Source organism: Streptomyces litchfieldiae (assembly GCF_031845365.1).
Taxonomy (GTDB): Bacteria; Actinomycetota; Actinomycetes; order Streptomycetales; family Streptomycetaceae; genus Streptomyces; species Streptomyces litchfieldiae.
Window position 1 is genome coordinate 471,966 of record NZ_JAVREL010000002.1, and the last position, 22,996, is coordinate 494,961.

The 22,996-nt window shown below is 70.5% G+C and carries 20 protein-coding genes and 1 pseudogene; 9 read left to right on the plus strand and 12 right to left on the minus strand.

What is annotated here, in order from left to right:
- Nucleotides 1-44: 44 nt before the first annotated feature.
- From gyrB to dnaA, 6 genes are all read right to left on the minus strand, one after another.
- A complete protein-coding gene (gene gyrB, locus RM590_RS05770) occupies nucleotides 45-2,102 on the minus strand; it encodes a DNA topoisomerase (ATP-hydrolyzing) subunit B (protein ID WP_311703265.1) in 2,058 nt (685 codons plus the stop codon).
- A gap of 269 nt (nucleotides 2,103-2,371) precedes the next feature.
- Nucleotides 2,372-2,902: a DUF721 domain-containing protein gene (locus tag RM590_RS05775; RefSeq protein WP_311703266.1), complete on the minus strand. Its 531-nt coding sequence runs from the start codon at nucleotides 2,900-2,902 to the stop codon at nucleotides 2,372-2,374.
- The gene (gene recF / locus RM590_RS05780; protein WP_311703267.1) at nucleotides 2,895-4,013 is read right to left on the minus strand and encodes a DNA replication/repair protein RecF; all 1,119 of its coding nucleotides are present in this window, start codon (nucleotides 4,011-4,013) and stop codon (nucleotides 2,895-2,897) included. The genes RM590_RS05775 and recF overlap by 8 nt, the downstream gene beginning before the upstream one ends.
- Before the next feature lie 27 nt (nucleotides 4,014-4,040).
- Nucleotides 4,041-4,919, minus strand: coding sequence for a phosphogluconate dehydrogenase (NAD(+)-dependent, decarboxylating) (gene gnd / locus RM590_RS05785; protein WP_311703268.1), 879 nt, complete (start codon nucleotides 4,917-4,919; stop codon nucleotides 4,041-4,043).
- 198 nt (nucleotides 4,920-5,117) lie between these two features.
- Nucleotides 5,118-6,248 carry a DNA polymerase III subunit beta gene (gene dnaN / locus RM590_RS05790; RefSeq protein ID WP_311703269.1) on the minus strand — a complete coding sequence of 377 codons (1,131 nt, stop codon included), beginning with the start codon at nucleotides 6,246-6,248 and terminating at the stop codon, nucleotides 5,118-5,120.
- 811 nt (nucleotides 6,249-7,059) lie between these two features.
- The gene (gene dnaA / locus RM590_RS05795) at nucleotides 7,060-8,643 is read right to left on the minus strand and encodes a chromosomal replication initiator protein DnaA (RefSeq protein ID WP_394813791.1); all 1,584 of its coding nucleotides are present in this window, start codon (nucleotides 8,641-8,643) and stop codon (nucleotides 7,060-7,062) included.
- A gap of 454 nt (nucleotides 8,644-9,097) precedes the next feature.
- On the opposite strand from dnaA, the gene rpmH reads away from it, so the two are divergent.
- The 9 genes from rpmH (at nucleotide 9,098) to RM590_RS05840 (ending at nucleotide 15,437) form a co-directional block, all read left to right on the plus strand.
- The gene (gene rpmH, locus RM590_RS05800; RefSeq protein WP_016472057.1) at nucleotides 9,098-9,235 is read left to right on the plus strand and encodes a 50S ribosomal protein L34; all 138 of its coding nucleotides are present in this window, start codon (nucleotides 9,098-9,100) and stop codon (nucleotides 9,233-9,235) included.
- Between the two features lie 22 nt (nucleotides 9,236-9,257).
- The gene (gene rnpA, locus RM590_RS05805) at nucleotides 9,258-9,626 is read left to right on the plus strand and encodes a ribonuclease P protein component (RefSeq protein ID WP_311703271.1); all 369 of its coding nucleotides are present in this window, start codon (nucleotides 9,258-9,260) and stop codon (nucleotides 9,624-9,626) included.
- The gene (gene yidD / locus RM590_RS05810) at nucleotides 9,623-9,937 is read left to right on the plus strand and encodes a membrane protein insertion efficiency factor YidD (RefSeq protein WP_311703272.1); all 315 of its coding nucleotides are present in this window, start codon (nucleotides 9,623-9,625) and stop codon (nucleotides 9,935-9,937) included. The genes rnpA and yidD overlap by 4 nt, the downstream gene beginning before the upstream one ends.
- Nucleotides 9,938-9,949: 12 nt before the next feature.
- Nucleotides 9,950-11,020, plus strand: coding sequence for a membrane protein insertase YidC (yidC, locus tag RM590_RS05815; protein ID WP_311703414.1), 1,071 nt, complete (start codon nucleotides 9,950-9,952; stop codon nucleotides 11,018-11,020).
- 25 nt (nucleotides 11,021-11,045) lie between these two features.
- Complete coding sequence (locus tag RM590_RS05820) at nucleotides 11,046-11,555, plus strand: Jag family protein (RefSeq protein ID WP_311703273.1); 510 nt, start codon at nucleotides 11,046-11,048, stop codon at nucleotides 11,553-11,555.
- A complete protein-coding gene (gene rsmG / locus RM590_RS05825; protein ID WP_311703274.1) occupies nucleotides 11,552-12,298 on the plus strand; it encodes a 16S rRNA (guanine(527)-N(7))-methyltransferase RsmG in 747 nt (248 codons plus the stop codon). Before RM590_RS05820 ends, rsmG begins: the two co-directional genes overlap by 4 nt.
- 279 nt (nucleotides 12,299-12,577) lie before the next feature.
- A complete protein-coding gene (locus RM590_RS05830; RefSeq protein WP_311703275.1) occupies nucleotides 12,578-13,651 on the plus strand; it encodes a ParA family protein in 1,074 nt (357 codons plus the stop codon).
- A complete protein-coding gene (locus RM590_RS05835; RefSeq protein WP_311703276.1) occupies nucleotides 13,648-14,769 on the plus strand; it encodes a ParB/RepB/Spo0J family partition protein in 1,122 nt (373 codons plus the stop codon). The genes RM590_RS05830 and RM590_RS05835 overlap by 4 nt, the downstream gene beginning before the upstream one ends.
- 47 nt (nucleotides 14,770-14,816) lie before the next feature.
- Nucleotides 14,817-15,437 carry a GNAT family N-acetyltransferase gene (locus tag RM590_RS05840; protein ID WP_311703277.1) on the plus strand — a complete coding sequence of 207 codons (621 nt, stop codon included), beginning with the start codon at nucleotides 14,817-14,819 and terminating at the stop codon, nucleotides 15,435-15,437.
- A 113-nt stretch (nucleotides 15,438-15,550) separates the two neighbouring features.
- Here RM590_RS05840 and trxA read toward each other — a convergent pair.
- From trxA to murJ, 6 genes and pseudogenes are all read right to left on the minus strand, one after another.
- A pseudogene (gene trxA / locus RM590_RS05845) lies at nucleotides 15,551-15,892 on the minus strand (thioredoxin); the annotation flags it as partial.
- A 60-nt stretch (nucleotides 15,893-15,952) separates the two neighbouring features.
- Nucleotides 15,953-16,921 carry a thioredoxin-disulfide reductase gene (trxB, locus tag RM590_RS05850; RefSeq protein WP_311703279.1) on the minus strand — a complete coding sequence of 323 codons (969 nt, stop codon included), beginning with the start codon at nucleotides 16,919-16,921 and terminating at the stop codon, nucleotides 15,953-15,955.
- A 104-nt stretch (nucleotides 16,922-17,025) separates the two neighbouring features.
- Nucleotides 17,026-17,913 (minus strand): anti-sigma factor family protein, encoded by an 888-nt coding sequence (locus RM590_RS05855; RefSeq protein ID WP_311703280.1) that lies wholly within the window; start codon nucleotides 17,911-17,913, stop codon nucleotides 17,026-17,028.
- Nucleotides 17,910-18,599, minus strand: a complete 690-nt coding sequence (gene sigM, locus RM590_RS05860) for an RNA polymerase sigma factor SigM (protein WP_311703281.1) — start codon at nucleotides 18,597-18,599, stop codon at nucleotides 17,910-17,912. The genes RM590_RS05855 and sigM overlap by 4 nt, the downstream gene beginning before the upstream one ends.
- A 29-nt stretch (nucleotides 18,600-18,628) precedes the next feature.
- A complete protein-coding gene (locus tag RM590_RS05865) occupies nucleotides 18,629-20,350 on the minus strand; it encodes a protein kinase family protein (protein WP_311703282.1) in 1,722 nt (573 codons plus the stop codon).
- A gap of 130 nt (nucleotides 20,351-20,480) precedes the next feature.
- On the minus strand, nucleotides 20,481-22,976 hold the full coding sequence (gene murJ / locus RM590_RS05870; RefSeq protein WP_311703283.1) for a murein biosynthesis integral membrane protein MurJ: 2,496 nt from the start codon (nucleotides 22,974-22,976) through the stop codon (nucleotides 20,481-20,483).
- Nucleotides 22,977-22,996: the final 20 nt, after the last annotated feature.

Genomic DNA, 22,996 nt, shown 5'->3' on the forward strand with positions numbered 1-22,996 from the left:
TCCTTTCGAGCCGCTGGTGGGGGTGACCGGGTGGGACCGGCCCGTCAGATGTCCAGGAACCGGACGTCCTTGGCGTTGCGCTGGATGAACGATCGCCGTGCCTCGACGTCCTCGCCCATCAGGATGGAGAAGAGGTCGTCGGCCGCGGCGGCGTCGTCCAGCGTGACCTGGCGCAGCACGCGGTGCGCGCGGTCCATCGTCGTCACCCGCAGCTCCTCGGCGTTCATCTCGCCCAGGCCCTTGAAGCGCTGGATCGAGTCCTCCCTGATCCGCTTGCCGCGCTCGCGGCCGAGCTGGATCAGGCTGTTCCGCTCGCGGTCCGAGTACGCGTACTCGAACTCGTCGCGGCCCCACTTGATCTTGTAGAGCGGGGGCTGGGAGAGGAACACGTGGCCCGCCTCGACGAGCGGGCGCATGAAGCGGAAGAGCAGCGTCAGCAGCAGGGTGTTGATGTGCTGACCGTCGACATCGGCGTCGGCCATCAAGATGATCTTGTGGTAGCGGAGCTTGGAAATGTCGAAGTCCTCGTGGATGCCCGTGCCGAACGCCGAGATCAGCGCCTGGACCTCGGTGTTCTGAAGGACCTTGTCGATACGGGCCTTCTCGACGTTGAGGATCTTGCCGCGGATGGGCAGGATCGCCTGGTACTGCGGATCGCGGCCGGACTTGGCGCTGCCGCCCGCGGAGTCGCCCTCCACGATGAAGATCTCGCACTGGGCCGCGTCGTTGGACTGGCAGTCGCTGAGCTTGCCCGGCAGCGACGCGGTCTCCAGCAGGCCCTTGCGGCGGGTCAGGTCGCGCGCCTTGCGGGCCGCGACGCGAGCCGTGGCCGCCTGGATGCCCTTGCGGATGATGTCGGCGGCCTCGGTCGGGTTCCGGTCGAGCCAGTCCGACAGGTGCTCGTAAACGATCTTCTGGACGAACGTCTTGGCCTCGGTGTTGCCCAGCTTCGTCTTCGTCTGGCCCTCGAACTGCGGCTCGCCCAGCTTGACGGAGATGATCGCGGTCAGACCCTCGCGGATGTCCTCACCCGTGAGGTTGTCGTCCTTCTCGCGCAGCAGCTTCTTCTCACGGGCGTACTTGTTGACGAGCTGCGTCATCGCCGCGCGGAAGCCCTCCTCGTGCGTGCCGCCCTCGTGGGTGTGGATCGTGTTCGCGAAGCTGTAGACACCCTCGCTGTACTGGTTGTTCCACTGCATCGCGATCTCGACGGAGATCTTGCGCTCGGTGTCCTCGGCGTCGATCTCGATCACCGAGGGGTGCACCAGCTCGCCCTTGCGGGAGTTGAGATGGCGCACAAAGTCCGAAATGCCGCCCTCGTAGTGGTACGTCACCGAGCGCGGCTGGTCGTCGGCCTCGGGCGCGGCCGTGTCCGCCCCCGACGTCTGCTTCGCCGACTCCCGCTCGTCGGTCAGCGAGATCGTCAGCCCCTTGTTCAGGAACGCCATCTCCTGGAAACGGCGCGACAGCGTCTCGAACGAGTAGTCCGTCGTCTCGAAGATCTCGCCGTCCGCCCAGAACGTGACCGTGGTCCCCGTCTCGCCGGTGGCCTCGTTCCGCGCGAGCGGCGCGTTCGGCACGCCCAGCGTGTAGTCCTGCGTCCACCGGTACCCGTCCCGGCGCACCTCCACGGCGACCTTCCGCGACAGCGCGTTCACCACGGAGACGCCCACGCCGTGCAGACCGCCGGACACCGCGTAACCGCCGCCGCCGAACTTGCCGCCCGCGTGCAGCACGGTCAGCACGACCTCGACGGCCGGCTTGCCCTCGGAGGGCACCATGTCCACCGGGATACCGCGCCCGTTGTCCACGACCCGGACCCCGCCGTCGGCCAGCAGCGTCACGTTGATCAGGTCGGCGTGGCCGGCCAGGGCCTCGTCCACCGAGTTGTCCACGACCTCGTAGACCAGGTGATGCAGACCACGCTCACCGGTCGACCCGATGTACATGCCCGGCCGCTTTCGGACCGCGTCCAGCCCCTCCAGCACCGTGATCGCACTGGCGTCGTACGAGGGAAGCCCCTCCGCGGGCGCGGCAGGGGTGGGAATGTTCTTGTTGGCATCGCCGGAATCGGCCACGAAGCGCCCTTTCTGGCACAGCACGAGCCAACTCCGGCAAAGGGAGCGGCTGTGTCGTTCGACATGGTCCGCAACGGGGCGGGTCAGTCCAGTCTACCGGTAGCGCCAACCGTGAGGACGGTTTCCCGGGCCCTGAGTCCGCATGTGCCGCCCTGAACTGCCATCCGGTGACTCCCCATATGCGGCCCGGGCCCCTGATCCGCTCACAACGGCGCTCAGCGCTTCCGTCTGTCAACCTCTGCACACGTGACCGGCATCACTCCCGCACCGCCCGTCCCACGGCCCGCGACCGGCTACCCGTACGTATCGCCGGGCCCCCGGCTCCCCGGCGCGCGCAGCCGTCCCCCGCCGCGCCCGGGCGCCGCCGGACCCTGCACCTTGAGCGACTTGACCGTGCCCTGCCCCAGATCCGCGTTCAGCCGCCGCAGCAACTGCGGGGCCAGCAGGCGCAACTGCGTGGCCCACGCCGTGGAGTCACAGCGCACGGTCAGCACCCGCGCGTCCTCGTCGTACCCCTCCGGCGCGCAGTGCTGCGCCACCTCCGGCCCCACCAACTCCGGCCAGCGGCCCAGCACACCACCCACCGCGAGCGGCATCTCCCAGCCCCGCTCCACGGTCAGCCGCTCCACCGCCGCCCCGAGCGGCAGCGGATCACGGCCACCGGGCCGCGCCCCCGACCGCAGGCCCCCGCGCCGCGCCTGCCGGCGCTGCTGCGCCATCGCGCCGCGCGCCCGCGCCTGCTCCTTGGCCGCCCGCAGCGCCACCCGCGCCAGATCAACGCCCGACGGCTCCGGCACTTCGGCCGCCGCGTTCTCCTCACTCACGCTCGACCCGTCCCTCCGTCACGGCGAACCGCGCGCCCGACAGCACGTCCGGCACGTCCTGCGGCACCGCCGCCGTCACCAGCACCTGCTCACCCGGGGCCACCAGCTCCGCCAGCCGCTCCCGCCGCCGGGCGTCCAGCTCCGCGAACACGTCGTCCAGCACCAGCACCGGCTCCGGACCCTCTTCCTTCAGCAAGTCGTAGGAGGCCAGCCGCAGCGCCAGCGCCAGCGACCACGACTCCCCGTGGCTCGCGTACCCCTTCGCGGGCAACTGCCCCAGCCGCAGCACAAGATCGTCCCGGTGCGGGCCGACCAGCGTCACCCCGCGCTCGATCTCCTGCGGCCTGACCTCGTTCAACGCGCCCAGCAGCAGCTCGTACAGCTCCTCGCGCGAGGCCACCTCGGCCGCCGCCCCCCGGTACTCAAGCCCCACCGGGCCGCCGCCGGGCGCCACCGCCTCATACGCCTTGTCCGCCAACGGCCGCAGCGCGTCCACCAGCAGCAGCCGCTGCGCCAGCAACTCCGCGCCGGACCGCGCCAGATGCTGATCCCATACGTCCAGCGTGGACAGATCGACGCCCCGGCCGCCGTGCCGACGGGCCATCGCGGCCGATTTCAACAGGGAGTTGCGCTGCTTGAGCACTCGCTCGTAATCCGCGCGCACCCCCGCCAGCCGCGGGGCGCGCGCCGTGACCAGCTCATCCAGGAACCGCCGGCGCTCCCCCGGGTCGCCCTTCACCAGGTGCAGGTCCTCCGGCGCGAACAGCACCGTCCGCACCACGCCCAGCAGATCCCGGGGGCGCACCTGGGACGACCGATTGAGCCGCGCCCGGTTCGCCCTGCCCGGGTTCAGCTCCAGCTCGACCAACTGCCGCCGTTCGCCCTCGACGACCGCGGCCCTGATCACCGCACGGTCCGCGCCCATCCGCACCAGCGGCGCGTCGGAGGACACCCGGTGGCTGCCCAGCGTCGCCAGATAGCCGACCGCCTCGACCAGGTTCGTCTTGCCCTGGCCGTTCGGACCGACGAACGACCAGACGCCCGGGCCGAGCTCCACCTCGGCCCGGGCATAGGACCGGAAGTCGGCCAGCGACAGATGCGTGACGTGCAACTCGGCCCAACCTCCCCCGGTCCGCGCCTACTTGGCGTTCTCGACCGCGTGCCCGCCGAACTGGTTGCGCAGGGCGGCGATCATCTTCATCTGCGGGGAGTCGTCCTGCCGCGAGGCGAACCGCGCGAACAGCGACGCGGTGATCGCGGGCAGCGGCACCGCGTTGTCGATCGCGGCCTCCACCGTCCAGCGCCCCTCGCCGGAGTCCGCCGCGTAGCCGCGGAGCTGGTCCAGGTGCTCGTCCTCGTCCAGCGCCCGCACGGCCAGATCCAGCAGCCAGGAGCGGATCACGGTGCCCTCCTGCCAGGAACGGAACACCTCCCGCACGTCGGTGACGACGTCGACCGCCTCCAGCAGCTCCCAGCCCTCGGCGAACGCCTGCATCATGGCGTACTCGATGCCGTTGTGGACCATCTTCGCGAAGTGCCCGGCGCCCACCTTGCCCGCGTGGACCGCGCCCGCCTCGCCCTCCGGCTTCAGCGCGTCGAAGACCGGCTGGACCCGCGCCACGTGCTCGGCGTCACCGCCGTACATCAGGGCGTAGCCGTTCTCCAGGCCCCAGACGCCGCCGGAGACCCCGCAGTCCACGAAGCCGATGCCCTTGGCCGCCAACTGCTCGGCGTGCTTGGCGTCGTCGGTCCAGCGGGAGTTCCCCCCGTCGACGATGATGTCGCCGGGCGACAGCAGCCCGGACAGCTCGTCGATCACGGACTGCGTGGCGGCACCGGCGGGCACCATCAGCCAGACGACGCGGGGCGCGGCGAGCGCGTCCACCATGTCCTTGAGGCTGTGGACATCGGCGGCTTCCGTGTCGGGGGCGTACCCCACCACGGTGTGGCCGGCCCGGCGGATGCGCTCGCGCATGTTCCCGCCCATCCTGCCGAGACCGACGAGACCGAGCTCCATTGGGACTCCTTCGTAGCGATATGACCTGAAGCCGAGCCTACGCCCGACCCTCGCCACACCACCGACCGCATGGCGGCACCTCAGCCGCCCGGCGGCTCAGCCGGTCGACCGGTCAGCCGCACCGGCATACCGCGATCCTGTGAGGGGCGCCCCTCACGCTCCCGCGGCACGCGCCGGACCGGCCGTCGTCGCGGCGGCTCAGCCGCTCAGCCGCACCGGCATGATCAGGTACTTGTACGCCTCGTCCGCCTCGGCGTCCACCGCCGGCTTGCCGCTCAGCAGCGCGGGCTTCGTCGAGGTCGTGAAGGAGAGCTGGGCCGCCGGGGAGTCGATCGCGCTCAGGCCCTCCAGCAGGAAGCCCGGGTTGAACGCGATCGAGATGTCGTCGCCCTCGAGCTGGGCGTCCACCCTTTCCACAGCCTGTGCGTCGTCGCTCGACCCCGCCTCCAGGATCAGCACGCCCTGCTCGAAGCTCAGCCGGACCGGGGTGTTCCGCTCGGCGACGAGGGCCACACGCTTGACCGCCTCGACGAACGGCGCGGTCTCGATCACCGCGACCGAGTTGAACTCGGTGGGGAACAGCGTCCGGTACTTCGGGAGGTCGCCCTCCAGCAGCCGCGTGGTGGTGCGGCGGCCCGCGCCCTCGAAGCCGATCAGGCCCTCGCCCGCGCCGGCCCCGGAGAGCGCCAGGGACACCGTGTCCCCGCCGCTGAGCGACTTCGCCGTGTCCAGCAGCGTCTTGGCGGGCACGAGCGCAACCGCGGAGACGTCGGCCGTCTCGGGCTTCCACAGGAACTCCCGCACCGCGAACCGGTACCGGTCCGTGGAGGCGAGCGTCACCATGTCGCCCTCGATCTCGATCCGCACGCCCGTGAGCACCGGCAGGGTGTCGTCGCGGCCCGCGGCGATGGCCACCTGCGCGACGGCGGCGGCGAACACCTCGGCCGAGACCGTGCCGGTCGCGGTCGGCATCTGGGGCAGCGCCGGGTACTCCTCCACAGGCAGGGTATGGAGTGTGAATCGCGAGGAGCCGCAGACGACGGTCACGCGCACACCGTCGGAGGAGATCTCGACGGGACGGTTCGGCAGGGCGCGGCAGATGTCGGCGAGCAGCCGCCCGGACACCAGGACCGTGCCGCCCTCCTCGACGTCCACCTCGACCGACACCCGCGCCGAGACCTCGTAGTCGAAGCCGGAGAGGCTGAGCGCCCCGTCCTCGGCCTTCAGCAGCAGGCCCGCGAGAACGGGCACCGGCGGTCTGGCAGGCAGGCTGCGGGCGGCCCAGGCCACCGCCTCCGCGAGCACATCGCGTTCGACCCGGATCTTCACTTCAGCCGCCTCCTGCTGTCGCTGGCTGCTCGCCTGATGGCTTCTTACGGGCCACCAGTCTGACGCACGCCACTGACACTAGGGGCTTGCGTGAGTCAAATCGAAGTCGAGTGGGTAGACCGTCGGCGGGCCAGTTGTGCACAGCCCCCACTTCGAATCGAGTCTCGCGGCTTATATCCGTAGTCGTAGTAGTAGGGCCTGTGGAAACCGTGGATAACCTCGTTTTCCCAGGTCGGCGGCCGTTTTTTGTGCACAGGGCCTGTGGGTGGGGCGGTGGATGAACAGGGGGGTCCTGTGGACGCCGCCGAGTTGTGCACAGGCCGTCCCCAGCCCACCCCGACTTCTCAACAGCTTCGTCCCCAGATTCGGTGGGGTTCTCAACAGGCCGCCGCGGCCTCTCCTGTGAGCTGTTTCACTCGTCCCGGTGAGACCGCGCGTTGCGTTGCCGAACAGTGGACAACTCTGTGGATTGCCTGTGCACAACTGCCCTTTGCCTGTGGGCGGGCGGTGGACAACGCCGATCGGCCGCGATGGGGCCGCCGCGTGTCCACAGTCTGTGGATCACGCTCTTCCACACTTCCACAGGCACCCCACCTGGGATCTTCCCTCATCAACGGCCGGGCTGTGGACGGGATTCTGGACAACTCGGCGTTCCCACAGGGTGTGGACGGGCGAAACCGCGCCGAGCTGTGGAGAACGGACGGTGTCCCACCGGTAATCGAACAGCGCCCCCGAGGTGTCCTCGGGGGCGCTGGACGTCGGTGGGGTCAGTGGGATCGGCGGAACGCGGTCGCCGGCCCGCGTGGGGCCGTCAGCCGTTCTTGATGCGGTTGGTGAGCTCGGTGACCTGGTTGTAGATGGAGCGCCGCTCGGCCATCAGCGCCCGGATCTTCCGGTCGGCGTGCATGACGGTCGTGTGGTCCCGACCGCCGAAGTGCTGGCCGATCTTGGGCAGCGACAGGTCGGTGAGCTCCCGGCACAGATACATGGCGATCTGGCGGGCGGTGACGAGGATGCGGCTGCGGGAGGAGCCGGCGAGGTCGTCCACGGTCAGCCCGAAGTAGTCCGCCACGGCCGAGGTGATGGCGTCCGCGGTGATCTCCGGGGCGGTCTCCTCGCCGCCGGGGATGAGGTCCTTGAGGACGATCTCCGTCAGGCCGAGGTCCACCGGCTGCCGGTTGAGGCTGGCGAACGCGGTGACGCGGATGAGGGCGCCCTCCAGCTCGCGGATGTTGCGCGAGATCCGGGAGGCGATGAACTCCAGCACCTCGGGCGGGGCGTTGAGCTGCTCCTGCACGGCCTTCTTGCGCAGGATCGCGATGCGCGTCTCCAGCTCGGGGGGCTGGACATCGGTGATCAGCCCCCACTCGAAGCGGTTGCGCAGCCGGTCCTCCAGGGTGATCAACTGCTTGGGCGGCCGGTCGGAGGACAGCACGATCTGCTTGTTGGCGTTGTGCAGGGTGTTGAACGTGTGGAAGAACTCCTCCTGCGTCGACTCCTTGCTCGCCAGGAACTGGATGTCGTCGACCAGGAGGATGTCCATGTCGCGGTAGCGCTTGCGGAACGCGTCCGCCTTGCCGTCGCGGATGGAGTTGATGAACTCGTTCGTGAACTCCTCGGAGCTCACGTACCGCACCCGCGTGCCGGGATAGAGGCTGCGGGCGTAGTGACCGATGGCGTGCAGCAGGTGCGTCTTGCCCAGGCCGGACTCGCCATAGATGAACAGCGGGTTGTACGCCTTGGCCGGGGCCTCGGCGACCGCGACGGCGGCGGCGTGCGCGAAGCGGTTGGACGCGCCGATGACGAAGGTGTCGAAGAGGTACTTCGGGTTGAGGCGGGCCGTCGGCTCGCCGGGACCCGGCGCCGGCGCGGACGGGGAGGCGGCGGGCGGGCCGCCCGTCCCGGCGGGCGCGGCCGGCGCGTACCGCTGCTCCTCGTACCGATGCTCGTAGGGCTCCGGCTGCCGGCCGTAGCCCGAGTAGTCGGCGCCCGGCTGCTGCCAGCTCCGCGGCGGCGGGCCGCCCGGGCGGGGCGCCTCGGGGTGGTCGGGGTAGGCCGCGCGCGCGGTGGGCAGCTCGTGCCCGCCGTAGCCGTCGCGGCCATAGGGGTCGTGCGGCTCGGCGGCCGGCGGCGGGGCCGCGGGCTCGGCGGGGCGGCGGGGCTGCGGCAGCGTCTCGGGCGGCGGCGCGGTGACGGTGATCGCCAGCCGGATGGGCTGGCCGCACTCGCGGCTGAGCGCGTCGCTGATGAGGGGGGCGAGCCTGCCCTCCAGCACGCTTTTCGCATACTCGTTCGAAACGCCGAGGAGTGCCGTCCCCGAGACGAGCGCCAGCGGCTGGCAGTCCTGGAGCCAGCGGTGGTCCTTGGACTCCAGACGCTGGCCGTCCGAGAGCATCGAGGTCAGCGCACGTGGCCAGACCGCGGAAAGGTCTGTGGGAAGGTCAGCCACGAGGCACGCTCTCTCACTCGCAGGGGTGGTGCTGGCGTTGGCGGCTGCCCGGGGGTGTGACGGTGGGGGCAGTCGGGAAAGGATTCCGAGTTCAGCAACGGTAGTCAGCGTGGCGTACGCATCACAAGTCATTGTCCACAGGGTGTGTACAACGCTCCGCCGTCCGGGTTTGACCTGTGGGTCCCCTCGCGCGTACCGTTGCGAGGTCGAGTCGTCGACGGCTGCTGCCGCCTGCCTCCGATGGCCGCTCCGCCGAGGGCATGCCCCTCCGCTGGATGGCGATGGCGGCTGACTTGGGCGTAGCGAGGTCCCTCGTGGGCGCACGGTGCTGGCTGTCGGCGGTCCACACCCTGTCTCGGCAACCCTGTGCCGGAACACCGAAGATTTCTGGAGCCTCCGAGTGAGCAAGCGCACTTTCCAGCCGAACAACCGGCGCCGGGCCAAGACCCATGGCTTCCGGCTGCGGATGCGGACGCGGGCCGGCCGCGCCATCATCGCCAACCGCCGCAGCAAGGGCCGCGCGCGCCTGTCGGCCTGAGCAGCCAGACCAGGTCCATGCGGTGCTGCCCTCCGAGAACCGGCTGAGGCGGCGCGAGGACTTCGCGGCCGCGATGCGCCGAGGGCGCAGGGCCGGACGCCCGCACCTCGTCGTCCATCTGAGCGGTGGAACGGACCCGCACACGGTGGGAGAAGACGCTTCTCCGCCGCGTGCGGGTTTCGTCGTGAGCAAGGCCGTGGGCAACGCGGTCGTGCGTAACCGGGTGCAGCGTCGGCTGCGTCACCTCATGCGGGACCGGTTGTCCGCGCTGCCCGCCGGTAGCCTGGTGGTTGTACGGGCCCTGCCCGGAGCGGATGGTGCTCCTTACGACCAGTTGGCCCGGGAGCTCGATGCCGCGCTGGAGCGGCTGCTGGGAGGGGTACGGCCATGAAGTACCCGCTGCTGCTGCTGATCAAGCTGTACCAGTGGACCATCAGTCCGCTGCTCGGGCCGGTCTGTCGTTACTATCCGTCGTGTTCCCACTACGGGTATGGCGCCATCGACCGGCACGGCGCCGTCAAGGGGACGGCTCTGACCGCCTGGCGCATCCTGCGCTGCAACCCCTGGTCACGCGGTGGAGTCGATCACGTTCCAGCGCGCAAGCGCCCGGTCTGGCACCAGCGTCTGCGCGGACGCCTACGGCCCCGGGCCCTGTCCCACGCTTCGCCCGGGGGTGCCCCCAACAATGCCCAAGGAGCCTGACCCGTGGACACGATCAATTCGATCCTCAGTCCCCTTTACTGGCTAGTCACCCAGATCATCATCCTGTTCCACCGGATGTACAGCGTCGTCTTCGACGAGGACAGCGGCTGGGCGTGGGGTCTGTCGATCGTGTCCCTGGTGGTCGTGATCCGGATCGCGCTGATCCCGCTCTTCGTCCGGCAGATCAAGGCCACGCGCAACATGCAGGCGCTCCAGCCGCGGATGAAGAAGATCCAGGAGCGCTACAAGAACGACCGGCAGCGTCAGTCCGAAGAGATGATGAAGCTGTACCGGGAGACGGGCACCAACCCGCTCGCGAGCTGTCTGCCGATCCTGGCGCAGTCGCCGTTCTTCATCGCGCTCTTCCAGGTGCTGAACCACATCGCCAACAACGACAAGGTCGGCGTGCTGACCGCCGAGCAGGTGGACAGCGCCCGGCAGGCGACGATCTTCGGGGCCCCCATCGCGGCCCGCTTCCTGGACGGCGCCGAGAAGCTGGCGCAGCTCGGGGCGGAGCAGGGCACCGTCCGCGTGGTCACCGTCATCATGATCCTGCTGATGTCGGCGTCGCAGTTCTTCACCCAGCGGCAGCTGATGACGAAGAACGTCGACCTCACGGTCAAGACGCCGTTCATGAATCAGCAGAAGATTCTGATGTACATCTTCCCGATCATGTTCGCCGTCTTCGGGATCAACTTCCCCGTCGGCGTCCTGATCTACTGGCTGACCACCAACGTGTGGTCCATGGGCCAGCAGATGTACGTGATCACGCGGAACCCGACGCCGGGCAGCCTGGCCTACCAGCAGCGGCAGGAGCGGCTGCGCAAGAAGGGCAAGCTCCAGGAGGAGAAGCCGGTCGAGACCGAGACCAAGAAGGCCGCCGAGGCCGCCCGCGCCCAGCGCGCCCAGCCCAAGCGGCAGTCGAAGTCCCAGCGCCAGGCGGGCGGCACCGGTCAGCAGCAGCCGAAGAAGCAGGCGCAGTCCGGCGGGCAGCCGAGCCAGCCGGAGCGGCAGGGCGGGAAGCAGCAGGGGAAGAAGTCTCAGCCGCGCAAGCCCAAGCCGTCCGCGAAGAGCAAGAAGTAGGAAGACCCACGAAGGAGTCCCACCCGTGACGGACACCACCTCAACCGCCGCCGCCGAGGACACCGATGTCCTGACCCGCCTGGAACAGGAGGGCGAGATCGCGGCCGACTACCTTGAGGGGCTTCTCGACATCGCGGACCTCGATGGCGACATCGACATGGACGTCGAGGGGGACCGGGCGGCGGTGTCCATCATCGCCGACGGTCCGACCCGCGACCTCCAGAAACTGGTCGGCCGGGACGGTGAGGTCCTGGAGGCGCTTCAGGAGCTGACGCGGCTGGCCGTGCACCGGGAGACCGGCGAGCGGAGTCGGCTGATGCTCGACATCGCCGGCCACCGGGCGCGCAAGCGGGAGAAGCTGACGGCGCTGGCGAAGCAGGCCGTGCAGCAGGTCAAGGACGGCGGCGAGCCGGTGAAGCTCAAGCCGATGACGCCCTTCGAGCGGAAGGTCGTGCACGACGCCGTGGCGGCGGCCGGCCTGCGCAGCGAGTCCGAGGGCGAGGAGCCGCAGCGCCGCGTGGTTGTCCTGCCGTGAAGCGGGACGGCTTCTCGGGGAGCCCGTCGGCCGAGCTGCCCGAGCCGCCGGAGGTCGCCCACGAGATCTTCGGGGACCGGCTGCCGGACGCCGTCCGGTACGCCGAGCTCCTGGCCGAGATCGGGGTGGCGCGCGGGCTCATCGGGCCGCGTGAGGTGCCGCGGCTCTGGGAGCGGCACCTGCTCAACTGCGCCGTGCTCTCCGAGGTCGTCCCCGAGCAGGTGACGGTGTGCGATGTGGGCTCCGGCGCCGGGCTGCCCGGCATCCCGCTGGCGCTGGTCCGCCCGGATCTGCGGATCACCCTGCTGGAGCCCCTGCTGCGCCGGACCAATTTCCTCAACGAGGTCGTGGAGCTGCTCGGTCTGGAGCAGGTGACCGTGGTGCGCGGCCGGGCCGAGGAAGTGATGAACGCGTTGACCCCGGTCCACGTGGTGACCGCGCGGGCCGTCGCCCCCCTGGACCGGCTCGCCGGCTGGGGCGTTCCGCTGCTGCGTCCCTATGGGGAGATGCTGGCGATCAAGGGGGACACCGCGGAGGAGGAGCTCAAGGCCGCTCGGGCCGCACTCGCGAAGCTCGGCGTGGTGCGGAGCTCCGTTCTGCACGTGGGTGCAGGGCTCGTGGACCCGCCGTCCACCGTGGTCCGCGTCGAGGTCGGGGAGAGCCCCGGCGGGGTGCGGTTCGCCGCCAAGCGGGCCAAGGCCGCGCGGCGCGGCGGCGGCCGTGGCGTCCGGCGTTCCCAGTGAGCGCCGGGCCCGGCTGACCCTATTCGTCCGAAGCGACGGTAAAAGAGCCGAATATATCCCTCAGACGGAGTGTCGACCCGGCCGCCCGCCGCGTGCGTGGGCATCGTGTTTCACGTGAAACGCCGCTCGCTGCTCCAGGGAATCATCAGTCGTGGACGCGCAGCCGCCGAGCCGCGCGACCGTCCCCCTCGAACGTCACCCAAAAGTGGGTCGGCGGTATCCACAGATGGTCCGCCATCCACAAGTAGCCGGTCCTCGCTGGTTCGTGACCCCCATGACATGGCAGGCTTTGAACCCACCAAGGCTGCATGTGTCGAGGAGAGTGAACCATTGCGGTCCGACGCCAATATCGCTGGGCCGACGGCCGATCCGGTGCCCGGCCCTCGGTCCGAACCGGCGGATGCCCCCGGAGGCGCGGTGGACATCGCGCCCTCGGCTCCGCCGCCCGCAGGAGAAACCCCGAGTCGGGCTGCCCAGCAGGCAGTTGAGGCCATGTACCGCGCCGGCGGAAGTCTGCCCCGGCCGGAGGAGACCCGGATCATGGTCGTCGCCAACCAGAAGGGGGGCGTCGGCAAGACCACCACCACGGTCAATCTGGCCGCTTCGCTGGCCCTGCACGGGGCCCGCGTCCTGGTGATCGACCTCGATCCCCAGGGCAACGCCTCCACCGCGTTGGGAATCGACCACCACGCGGATGTGCCCTCGATCTACGACGTCCTCATCGAGAGCAAGCCGCTCTCCGAGGTGGTGCAGCCGGTGCGCGATGTCGAGGGACTGTTCTGCGCGCCCGCCACGATCGACCTGGCCGGCGCGGAGATCGAGCTGGTCTCGGTGGTGGCCCGGGAGAGCCGCCTCCAGCGGGCGATCAGCTCCTACGAGCAGCCACTGGACTATGTCTTCATCGACTGTCCGCCCTCGCTGGGGCTTCTCACGGTCAACGCCCTGGTCGCCGGGGCCGAGGTCGTCATTCCGATTCAGTGCGAGTACTACGCGCTGGAGGGACTGGGACAGCTCCTGCGGAACGTGGAGCTGGTGCGTGGGCACCTCAACCCTCGGCTGCATGTCTCCACGATCCTGCTGACAATGTACGACGGCCGCACGCGGCTCGCCTCGCAGGTCGCCGAGGAGGTGCGCAGCCACTTCGGCAACGAGGTTCTGCGGACCAATATCCCCCGCTCCGTGCGTATCTCCGAGGCGCCGAGCTATGGGCAGACGGTTCTCACCTACGATCCGGGCTCCAGCGGATCTCTGTCGTATCTTGAAGCGGCACGTGAGATCGCGCTGCGCGGTACGGCCGCTCAGCGAGGACTTCCGCAGCAGGACCAGCACAGCCCGGTGAAGGGGGCGCAGTGAGCGAACGACGGAGAGGGCTCGGACGAGGGCTTGGCGCGCTGATTCCGGCGGCGCCGACGAGCACCGAGGAGCCCGGCACCTCGCATGACCGGGGCGCGTCGGTCTCACCCTCCTCGGTCCCCGTTCTGACGCCCGACCGCGGCGTGGTGATCCCCACCGGTCCGGTAGTTTCCGATGCCGACGCCCAGAACGGCGTTTCACGTGAAACGGCGGCGTCCTCCGCCGAGGAGGCGGGCCCCGGAGAGGTGGCCGGGGCTCATTTCGCGGAGCTGCCGCTGGACTCGATCACCCCGAACCCGAGGCAGCCGCGTGAGGTGTTCGACGAGGACGCGCTGGCCGAGCTGATCACCTCCATCAAGGAGGTGGGTCTGCTTCAGCCGGTGGTGGTCCGGCAGTTGGGGCCCGAGCGCTATGAGCTCATCATGGGCGAGCGCCGGTGGCGCGCCTGCCAGAAGGCCGGTCTGGAGACCATCCCGGCCATTGTGCGGGCCACCGAAGACGATCAGATGCTCCTTGACGCCCTGCTGGAGAATCTGCACCGGGCCCAGTTGAATCCGCTCGAAGAGGCCGCCGCCTACGACCAGTTGCTGCGCGACTTCAAGTGCACCCATGACGAACTCGCCGACCGGATCGGCCGGTCCCGGCCCCAGGTGACCAACACCCTCAGGCTGCTGCGGCTGTCGCACACGGTGCAGAACCGGGTCGCGGCGGGCGTGCTCTCGGCCGGCCACGCCAGGGCGCTGCTGTCGGTGGAGGACCCGGAGGAGCAGGACAGGCTGGCCAAGCGCATCGTCGCTGAGGGGCTGTCGGTGCGTGCGGTGGAGGAGATCGTCACCCTCCAGGGCGCAAGCGCGAAGAAGAACGGCTCGCGGGGCCGGGGACCTCGGGCCGGCAAGCTGATCTCCCCCGCGCTCGACCACCTGGCCGGGCGGCTCTCCGATCGCTTCGAGACCCGGGTGAAGGTGGACCTCGGTCAGAAGAAGGGCAAGATCGTCGTCGAGTTCGCGTCGATAGAGGATCTGGAGCGCATCCTCGCCCAACTCGCCCCCGGCGAGGGCCCGGTGCTGGAACAGCCAGGCGGCGACGGGGATTCCACCGAGGCGGTGGAATCCGCCTGACCCAACGGGCCCCGGCTCAGCGACGCCCCGTGGATACGATGGGATCCATGGGGCGTCTGCTTGTGCCGCTCACGCCGGACAACTTCTCGGATCTGCCGTCCCGTTGCCGTGCCTGCGTTTTCTGGGAGCTGGATCCGGTGGCCGCGGAGAAGGCGGAACGAACCGGCCAATCGGTGCTGGAGAAGGAATCCTGGCTCTCCACCCTGCTGTTGCGGTGGGGATCCTGTGGCCGGGTCGCCTACGTCGACGAGCAGCCGGCGGGGTTCGTGCTCTACGCCCCGCCCGCCTATGTGCCCCGATCCGGGGCGTTCCCCACGAGCCCCGTCTCGGCCGATGCCGTTCAGTTGCTGACGGGGTGGATCAGTCCCGGATTCCAGGGCCAGGGGCTGGGCCGAGTTCTGATGCAGACCACCGCCAAGGATCTCCTTGCGCGCGGCGTGCGGGCGATCGAGGTCTTCGGTGACGCGCGCTCGTCGGACACGGCGTCGTGCCTGCTGCCGACCGGGTATCTGCTCGCGGTGGGCTTCGAGGTCGTACGCCCGCACCCGGTGTTCCCCCGGCTCCGGCTGGAGCTGAAGCGCACCGTCTCCTGGCGGGCGGACATGGAGCTGGCCCTGGACCGGCTGCTGGGATCGGCGCGGCCGATCACGGCACTGCGGCCCTCCTGAGGCTCGCCCGTTGCTTTCCCACGCTGTGCTCCCCAGCGAGAGGGGCCGGCTGTTTCACGTGAAACCGTGTGTCACGTGAAACAGTCGGCCCCTACTGCCGCGAGGCGGAAGGATCAGCCGATGTAGTCGACCAGGTCCCGCTCGATGGCGGCCTTCGGCTTGGCGCCGACGATCGTCTTGACGACGTCGCCGCCCTGGTAGACGTTCATGGTGGGGATGGACAGGATCCCGTACTTCGCGGCGGTCGTCGGGTTCTCGTCGATGTTGAGCTTGACGACGGTGAGCTTCTCGGCGTGCTCCGCGGCGATTGCCTCCAGGGCCGGAGCAACCTGGCGGCAAGGGCCGCACCACTCGGCCCAGAAGTCGACCAGCACCGGCTTCTCGCTCTTGAGGACCTTCTCCTCGAAGTCGGCGTCGGTGGCGGTCACGGTGGCACCGGCCATGGTGCTTCTCCTTCGTTCTCGGTTATGGGGGGCGGGGCAGGAAGTTGTGGGTCGGCGACCCGGCCGTTCGGGTCAGGCCGGGACGTCCGAGGTGATGGACTCGACGTCGGTCAGGGCGGCGAGATAGCGCTCGGCGTCCAGCGCGGCGGCACAGCCCGTGCCGGCCGCGGTGATCGCCTGGCGGTAGCTGTGGTCCACGACATCGCCGGCGGCGAAGACGCCCGGCACGTTGGTGCGGGTCGTCGGCGCCTCCACTCGCAGGTACCCCTCCGCGTCGAGCTCCAACTGTCCCTTGAACAGTTCGACGCGCGGGTCGTGGCCGATGGCGACGAACAGACCCGTCACCGGCAGCGGCGAGGTCTCACCGGTCTTGGTGTTGCGCAGGGTCAGCCCGGAGAGCTTGCCCTCGGTGCCGTGGATCTCCGCCACCTCGCTGTCCCAGACGAACTTGATCTTCGGGTCGGCGAAGGCCCGCTCCTGCATGGCCTTGGAGGCGCGCAGGGTGTCACGGCGGTGCACGATGGTGACCGTCCGCGCGAAGCGGCTGAGGAACGTGGCCTCCTCCATGGCGGTGTCGCCACCGCCGATGACGGCGATGTCCTGCTCGCGGAAGAAGAAGCCGTCACAGGTGGCGCAGTAGGAAACTCCGCGTCCCGAGAGCTCGTCCTCGCTCGGCAGCCCGAGCTTGCGGTGCTGGGAGCCGGTGGCCACGATGATGGCCTTGGCGCGGTGCACCGCGCCGGCCGTGTCCGTGACCGTCTTGATCTCCCCGCTCAGGTCCACGGAGACGATGTCGTCAGGGACCAGCTCGGCGCCGAAGCGCTCTGCCTGTGCCCGCATGCTGTCCATCAGATCCGGGCCCATGATCCCGTCCTTGAAGCCCGGGAAGTTCTCCACCTCGGTGGTGTTCATCAGAGCACCGCCCGCGGTGACCGCTCCCTCGAAGACGAGCGGGTTGAGCGAGGCGCGTGCGGTGTAGAGCGCGGCGGTGTAGCCCGCAGGTCCTGAGCCGATGATGATCACGTTGCGGACGTCGCTCACGGGATTCTTCCTTGTCTCGGGGTCTCTCGCCCAGGGCCCCCGGTGGGGCCCGTAGTCCAGTAACGGATCCTAGGGTCCCAGACATTCCCGGCAGGGAAGTGCCGTCAGTCGCGAGGATAGCTCTCCTGGACGAGGATCTCTCCCGCAGTCGAGGGCGACCCGGTGACACACGAGGCGGATACCACGTAGGCGTCGATCTGCTCCGGGTCGGCCTCGTGCGGGAACACCACGAGATAGGCGTCCACGCCCGCGTAGTCCTCCTCGTCGGCGGCCAGCGGCGCCTCCCGGCGGCCGATGGTCTCCTCGACGCAGGCGGGCACCTCGGGCTGGGCCGAAACAGAGGGCGAGGACTGGCTCTCCTCCGGAGTCGCCCCCTCGGAGCCCTCGGCGACCAGGGGTCCGGTGTCCTGGGCCTCGGCGAGCAGTTCGCGCACCCGGGTCTCCAGCTCGTCCGACGGGCCGCTCAACTCCCCCTGGCCCTGGTCATTGACCGACGCCTCCAGCTCGCCACCGGATTCGTCGCCCGCGCTCATGCCACCCCCGGACTGAATGATCGAGACGCCCACGCCCAGCACCACCACGGCGCCGACCGCCGCCAGCCCCATCTGGAGCCGCCGGTGCCGGCGCTCGCGTCGCTGCCGCAGCAGCACGAGGTCGGATGCCGGCGTCCGCGTCGCGGGCGGTGCCACCGACACCGCTCCGTATGCGGCGGTCTCTGTTTCACGACCCGCGTCCGCTGTTTCACGTGAAACAGCGTCGGCGGCGGCTCCCTCGGCCAGGGCGAGGTCGATGCGGGCGGCGATGTCGGCCGGGATCGGGCCGGGATCCGGAAGGTCGCCGAGGGCCTGGGTGAGCGCGGCCAGCTCCACCTGGACCCGCGCGCAAGCGTCGCACCATGCGAGGTGGTCGTGCACCCGGGCCGCGTCCGCGGGAGGCAGCAGGTCTTCGTCGAGCGCCGCGATCTCCGCGGGCTCGGGGTGGGTGTCGTTCACGAGTGCGCACCTCCTCCCCGTACTGCGCCGGTATCGCCGGTATCTCTTGGTGGTGGGACGGATGGACCCGGTGCCTGGTTCCTGGGCGAGTCCTCCTCCGACGCCCGGGGATGGAGATGCCGCAGCAGCGGCAGCAGCCGGGCCCGGGCCCGGGCGCAGCGGCTCTTCACGGTGCCGACCGGTGTCTCCAGGATCGCGGCGGCCTCGGCGACCGGGTAACCCTGCATGTCGACCAGCACGAGGGCGGCCCGCTGTTCGTCGGGAAGCTGGGCGAGCGCCGTGCGCAGCTCGCGGCGCAGGTCCTGGCGTTCGGCCGGCGCCTCGGCGGACTCGTGCGGGTCCAGCAGGTCTTCCAGCCGCTCGGGCTCGGGGATGGGAGACGTGCGGCGGGTCTTGGCCTTGCGGAGCCGGTCCAGACAGGCGTTCACGGTGATGCGGTGCAGCCACGTGGTGACGGCCGCCTGGCCGCGGAAAGTGCGCGCGGCCCGGTACGCGGAGACGAAGGCGTCCTGTAGGGCGTCGGCGGCCTCCTCCCGGTCGCCGAGAGTCCGCAGGGCCACCGCCCACAAGCGGTCGCGGTGCCGGCGGACGATCTCGGCGAAGGCATCGGGGTCACCGGCGATGTGCCGGTCCAGGAGCTCCTTGTCGGACTCTATGGCAGGCTCGCGTGGCGCGCGTGTGCCCACGGCGGAACCTCCACTCGTTCGGGGCCGGGCTACTGGCCGACGGTGATGTCGGTGATGTGGCCACGGTAGTTGCCATCGTCGCCCTGGGGCAGTTCGGTGAGCCAGACGAGAACGAACCGTGTCTTGATCGATTCCTCCGCCCGCAGCGTCAGCGACTCCCCGGTGCCCTCGGCGAGCCGGGGGAAGGCGTCGAGGGCGTCGGGCATCTCCGTGACCTCGGGACCCGCGGCGCGGAACTCGACGGTCGTCTCGCCGATGGTCTCCACGGTGACGGAGGAGATCTCCCGCGCCTCACCGAGGTCGAGGATGAGGCCCAGCCCCTCCTTGAGATTGCCGAACGACGGGCCGTAGTAGTTCTTGGTGTGCCAGAAGGTCCCGGGGTCGCCGTCGATGGCGGCGGGGGCCGACTCCGGGTTCTGCCCGGAGCCGGTGCCCTCGGGGTCGAACTCGGTGATGTCCGTGACCTCCACCGGGCCGGGCGCGGGCGGCTCCTCCTCCTGCTCCTCGGGCGGAGCCGTGGGCGGCGCGGCCTCAGCCGGGGAGTCGCCCTTCAGCAGGGCGTCGGCGAGCTGCCAACTGCCCAGGCCCAGGGCGGCGATGAGGAGCGCGGACACGCCCCACTTCAGAACGGTCCCGGTGCGGCCGGGCAGCGCGGGCGGTGCGGCGGGGGTCGGCGCCGTGCGGGCCGGGGCGGCGACCGGCGTGCGGCCGGCGGCCAGGGTGCCGCGCTGGAAGGTGGTGTGCTGGAAGCCCGCCAGCGCGGTGGGTGTGGGATCGGGCGGCGGGATGCGGGGGAGGGCGGCCAGCGCCTGGCTGAGCTCCTCGGGGGAGGTGAAGGGCGGCTCCTGGCTGGTGGCGGTCGCCCCGTTGTTGTCCAGGGCGCGCATGGCCAGCTCCGAGAGCCCGCGGTGGATGCCCGCCCGCACCTGCTCGGGGGTGGCCAGGGAGTCCCGGGAGCCCTTGCTGAGGCCCGCGACGCCGCTCAGCCCGTAGGCACCCTCGCCATAGGGCCAGCGTTGCGTGAGCGCGGCGTACAGGAGCGCGCCGATGGCCTCGGTGTCGGCCCGGCGCGGGTCGGCCGAGGTGATGCCGCGCAGGGCGGCGTCCACCGCGAGCCCCCGGATGCGGAACTGGCCGGGCCCGGTGCGCAGCACGGTGGCGGGGGTGAGCCGCAGATGCGCCAGGTCCTTGCGGTGGGCGGCGGCCATCGCCTGGGCCACCTGCCCGGCCAGGGCGTAGGCCTCGTGGGCGTCCAGCGGCCCGTTGTGCAGGACGGTGCTCAGCGGAACCGCGTCCGAGAGCCACTCGTGCACGACGTGGACCTGGCCGTTCTCCTCGACGGCGTCCAGCACCTGAACGAAGCGGAGGTCGCCGAGGAGGGCGGTGGAGCGGGCAGCGGAGAGCACCGCACGGGCCCGTTCATGGGTCGCGGGCAGCACATGGATGCCGACGGCGCGGCGCAGCTTCTCGTCCACGGCACGCCAACTGCTGAAGCCGTCCAGTCGGGTGATGCACTCCTCCAGCCGGTACCGCTTGGCGAGTCTGTGACCGCTGTGCAGCTCGGGGGACGGGGTGGCTGCCACTGGGGTGCTCTCGGCCGGCTCCTTCCCGGCCGGCGAGGCCACCGTCTCGGTGCCCTCAGGGTCCGTGGCGTGCTGGGCGCTCGCTGGACGCTGCGAAGAGCTCGTTGCCGTGCTCCGTTCCGCCACCGTCGTTCCCGCCTCCCCGTTCTCGGCTCGGATGCTTGACACTGCCAGACTCATTGTGCCGGTAGTCCATCACCCTGCACGACATGTGAGTACGGTCCGAGGTTGTACGGCACATGGCTGGAGAGTGACGGCGGCGGGCTCGTCCTGCGGCGATCGCGCCCCGCGGGCCCGGTCAGCGCCCGAGACGGGAGCGGACCATGCCCACGAGCGCGTTGAGCTCCTCGATGCGCATGCGGCGCGCGGCCAGGTAGAAGACGGCGAAGAGGACCAGGGTGCCCGCCGTGAGCGCCACCAGGGAGCCGAGCATGCCCTCCCCCAGGGCCCGCAGCAGGCCGAAGCCGACGGCGCCGCCGAACAGGGCGGCCGGGATGCTGGCGCCCGACAGCCGGATATAGGTGCGCACCACGCGGGCCCCGTCCAGATCCGTGCGCATGCGGCGGCGGAGCCGACGCCAGGCGACCCGAACGCCCACGGCGTAGGCGATGCCGTAGCCGAAGGCGATGCCCGCCACGATCCAGCGGTTGGGGAGGATGAGGAAGCTCAGCCCGGAGAGGACGATCCAGGTGGCCGAGACGATGACCGTGTTGTAGAACGGCGTCCGCGTGTCCTCGTAGGCGTAGAAGGCTCGCAGCACCACGTACTGGGCGGAGAACGGGATGAGCCCGAGGCCGAACGCCATCAGGACATAGCCGAAGTTGCGCGGACTGTCCTCGCCGCCGAAGCCGAACAGCAGGGTGCACATCGGCACGCCCAGCGCGACGAACGCGAAGGCCATGGGCACGATGGCCACCGCGGAGGTGCGCAGCCCGTGGGAGAGGTCGTCCCGCACGGCCGCGGTGTCGCCGTCGGCCGCGGAGCGGGAGAGCCGGGGCAGCAGCGCCGCCATGAGGGAGACGGTGATGATGGCCTGCGGCATCTGCCAGATGAGCTGGGCGCTGGTGTAGGCGATGAAGCCGGTGCCCGGGTGCCCGTCCGCCTCCGCGTTCTTGCCGGCCCAGGTGGCGATCTGGGTGACGACGACGAGCCCGGCCTGGTTGGCGAGGACGAACATGACCGTCCACCGGGCCATGGTGGCGGCCTTGCCCAGGCCCTTGCCGCGCCAGTCGAAGCGCAGCCGCATGCGGAACCCGGCGGCCCGCAGGTAGGGGACCATCGCCAGCGCCTGGACGATCAGGCCCAGCAGCGTGCCGATGCCCAGCAGCCGGAGGCCCTCGGGGGTGATGGTGGTGACGCTGACGCCCGAGGTGCGCTGGGTGCCGTAGACCCACAGGAACATGCCGAAGGTGAAGATCACCACGATGTTGTTGAGGACCGGGGTCCACATCATCGGGCCGAAGCTGCCGCGGGCGTTGAGGATCTGGCCGAGAATCGCGTGGACGCCCATGAAGAAGATCGTGGGCAGGAAGTAGCGGGTGAAGGTGACCGTGACCTCGTTGGCCGCCGGGTCGTCGGCGAAGGAGGCCGAGGTCATCCGGACGAACAGCGGGGCGGCGAGCACCGCCACGACGACGAGCGCGCCGAGGATGACCATGATCAGGGTGAGCAGGCGGTTGGCGTATGCCTCGCCGCCGTCCTGGTCCTGCTTCATCGCCCGGACGAGCTGGGGGACGAAGACCGAGTTCAGCCCGCCGCCGATGATCAGGATGTAGATCATGTTCGGCAGGTTCCACGCGACGGTGTACGTGTCGCCGAGGACCGTTGCGCCGAGCGCCGCGACCAGGACGAGCTGGCGGACGAAGCCGGTGATGCGGGAGACCAGGGTGCCGGCGGCCATTATGGCGCTGGAGCGCAGCAGGCCGGCGGCCCGGCCGGGTTTCTTGGCGGCCACGGGCGGCTCGGGCCGCTGCTGCGGCGGCGTGCGCCGGGGCCGGCCGGGCGGGGTGCCGGGGGGCGGCTGCCGGGGGCCCGTCTGCTGGTCGCGGAAGAGATGGGCGAACGCGTCGTCGTCCGCGCCGCGCCCCGGGCCCGGCTGGTGCGGGCCGGGGCCCTCCCCCGCCCGGTGCAGCAGTCCGTCGATGCCGGTGAACTCGGTGGTGGCGGCGTTGTCCCCGTGCGGCAGATGCCGCGAGACGGCGTCCGGCTCGGGGGCGGGCGTGGGCGCCCAGCGCTGCGGGTCCGGCGCGTAGGGCGAGGCGGGCGGCTGCTGGTAGAGCTGGGCCGGGTCGGGGAGGGTGCCGGGCGGCGGAGGCGGGTGCGCGGCGCGGTCGTAGAGCGCGTCGCCCACCGGGTCCTGGGCCAGCGGGTCGCGGCCCGCGTACGGGTCGTGGTGATAGCTGTCCGCGAGATACGGGTCGTAGGCCGGCGGCTGCTGGTACCCCGTGGTGTCGTAGGCCGGTGGCTGGTACGCGGGCGGCTGGTAGCCCTGCGGGGCGTAGCTCTGGCCCCCGTACTCCTGACCGCCGTATCCCTGCCCGCCGTGGTCCTGCCCCGCGTAGCCCGGCGTGCCGCCGTACACCCCCGGGTCGTAACCCGGGGGTTCATAGGCGGGCGGCTGGTACGCGGGCGGCGGGTAGCCCTGGGCGCCTTGCTGATCGGGGTAACCCTGCTGATCCGGGTAACCCTGCTGTCCGGGGTACTGGTGGGGATGGCCGTGCTGGTCCTCGGGCCAGCCCGACGGGTCGCCGCCACCCGGCGCCTGGCCGCGCTCATGGTCGTACGGCGATTGCATCGCTACCCCACCTTCGGTGT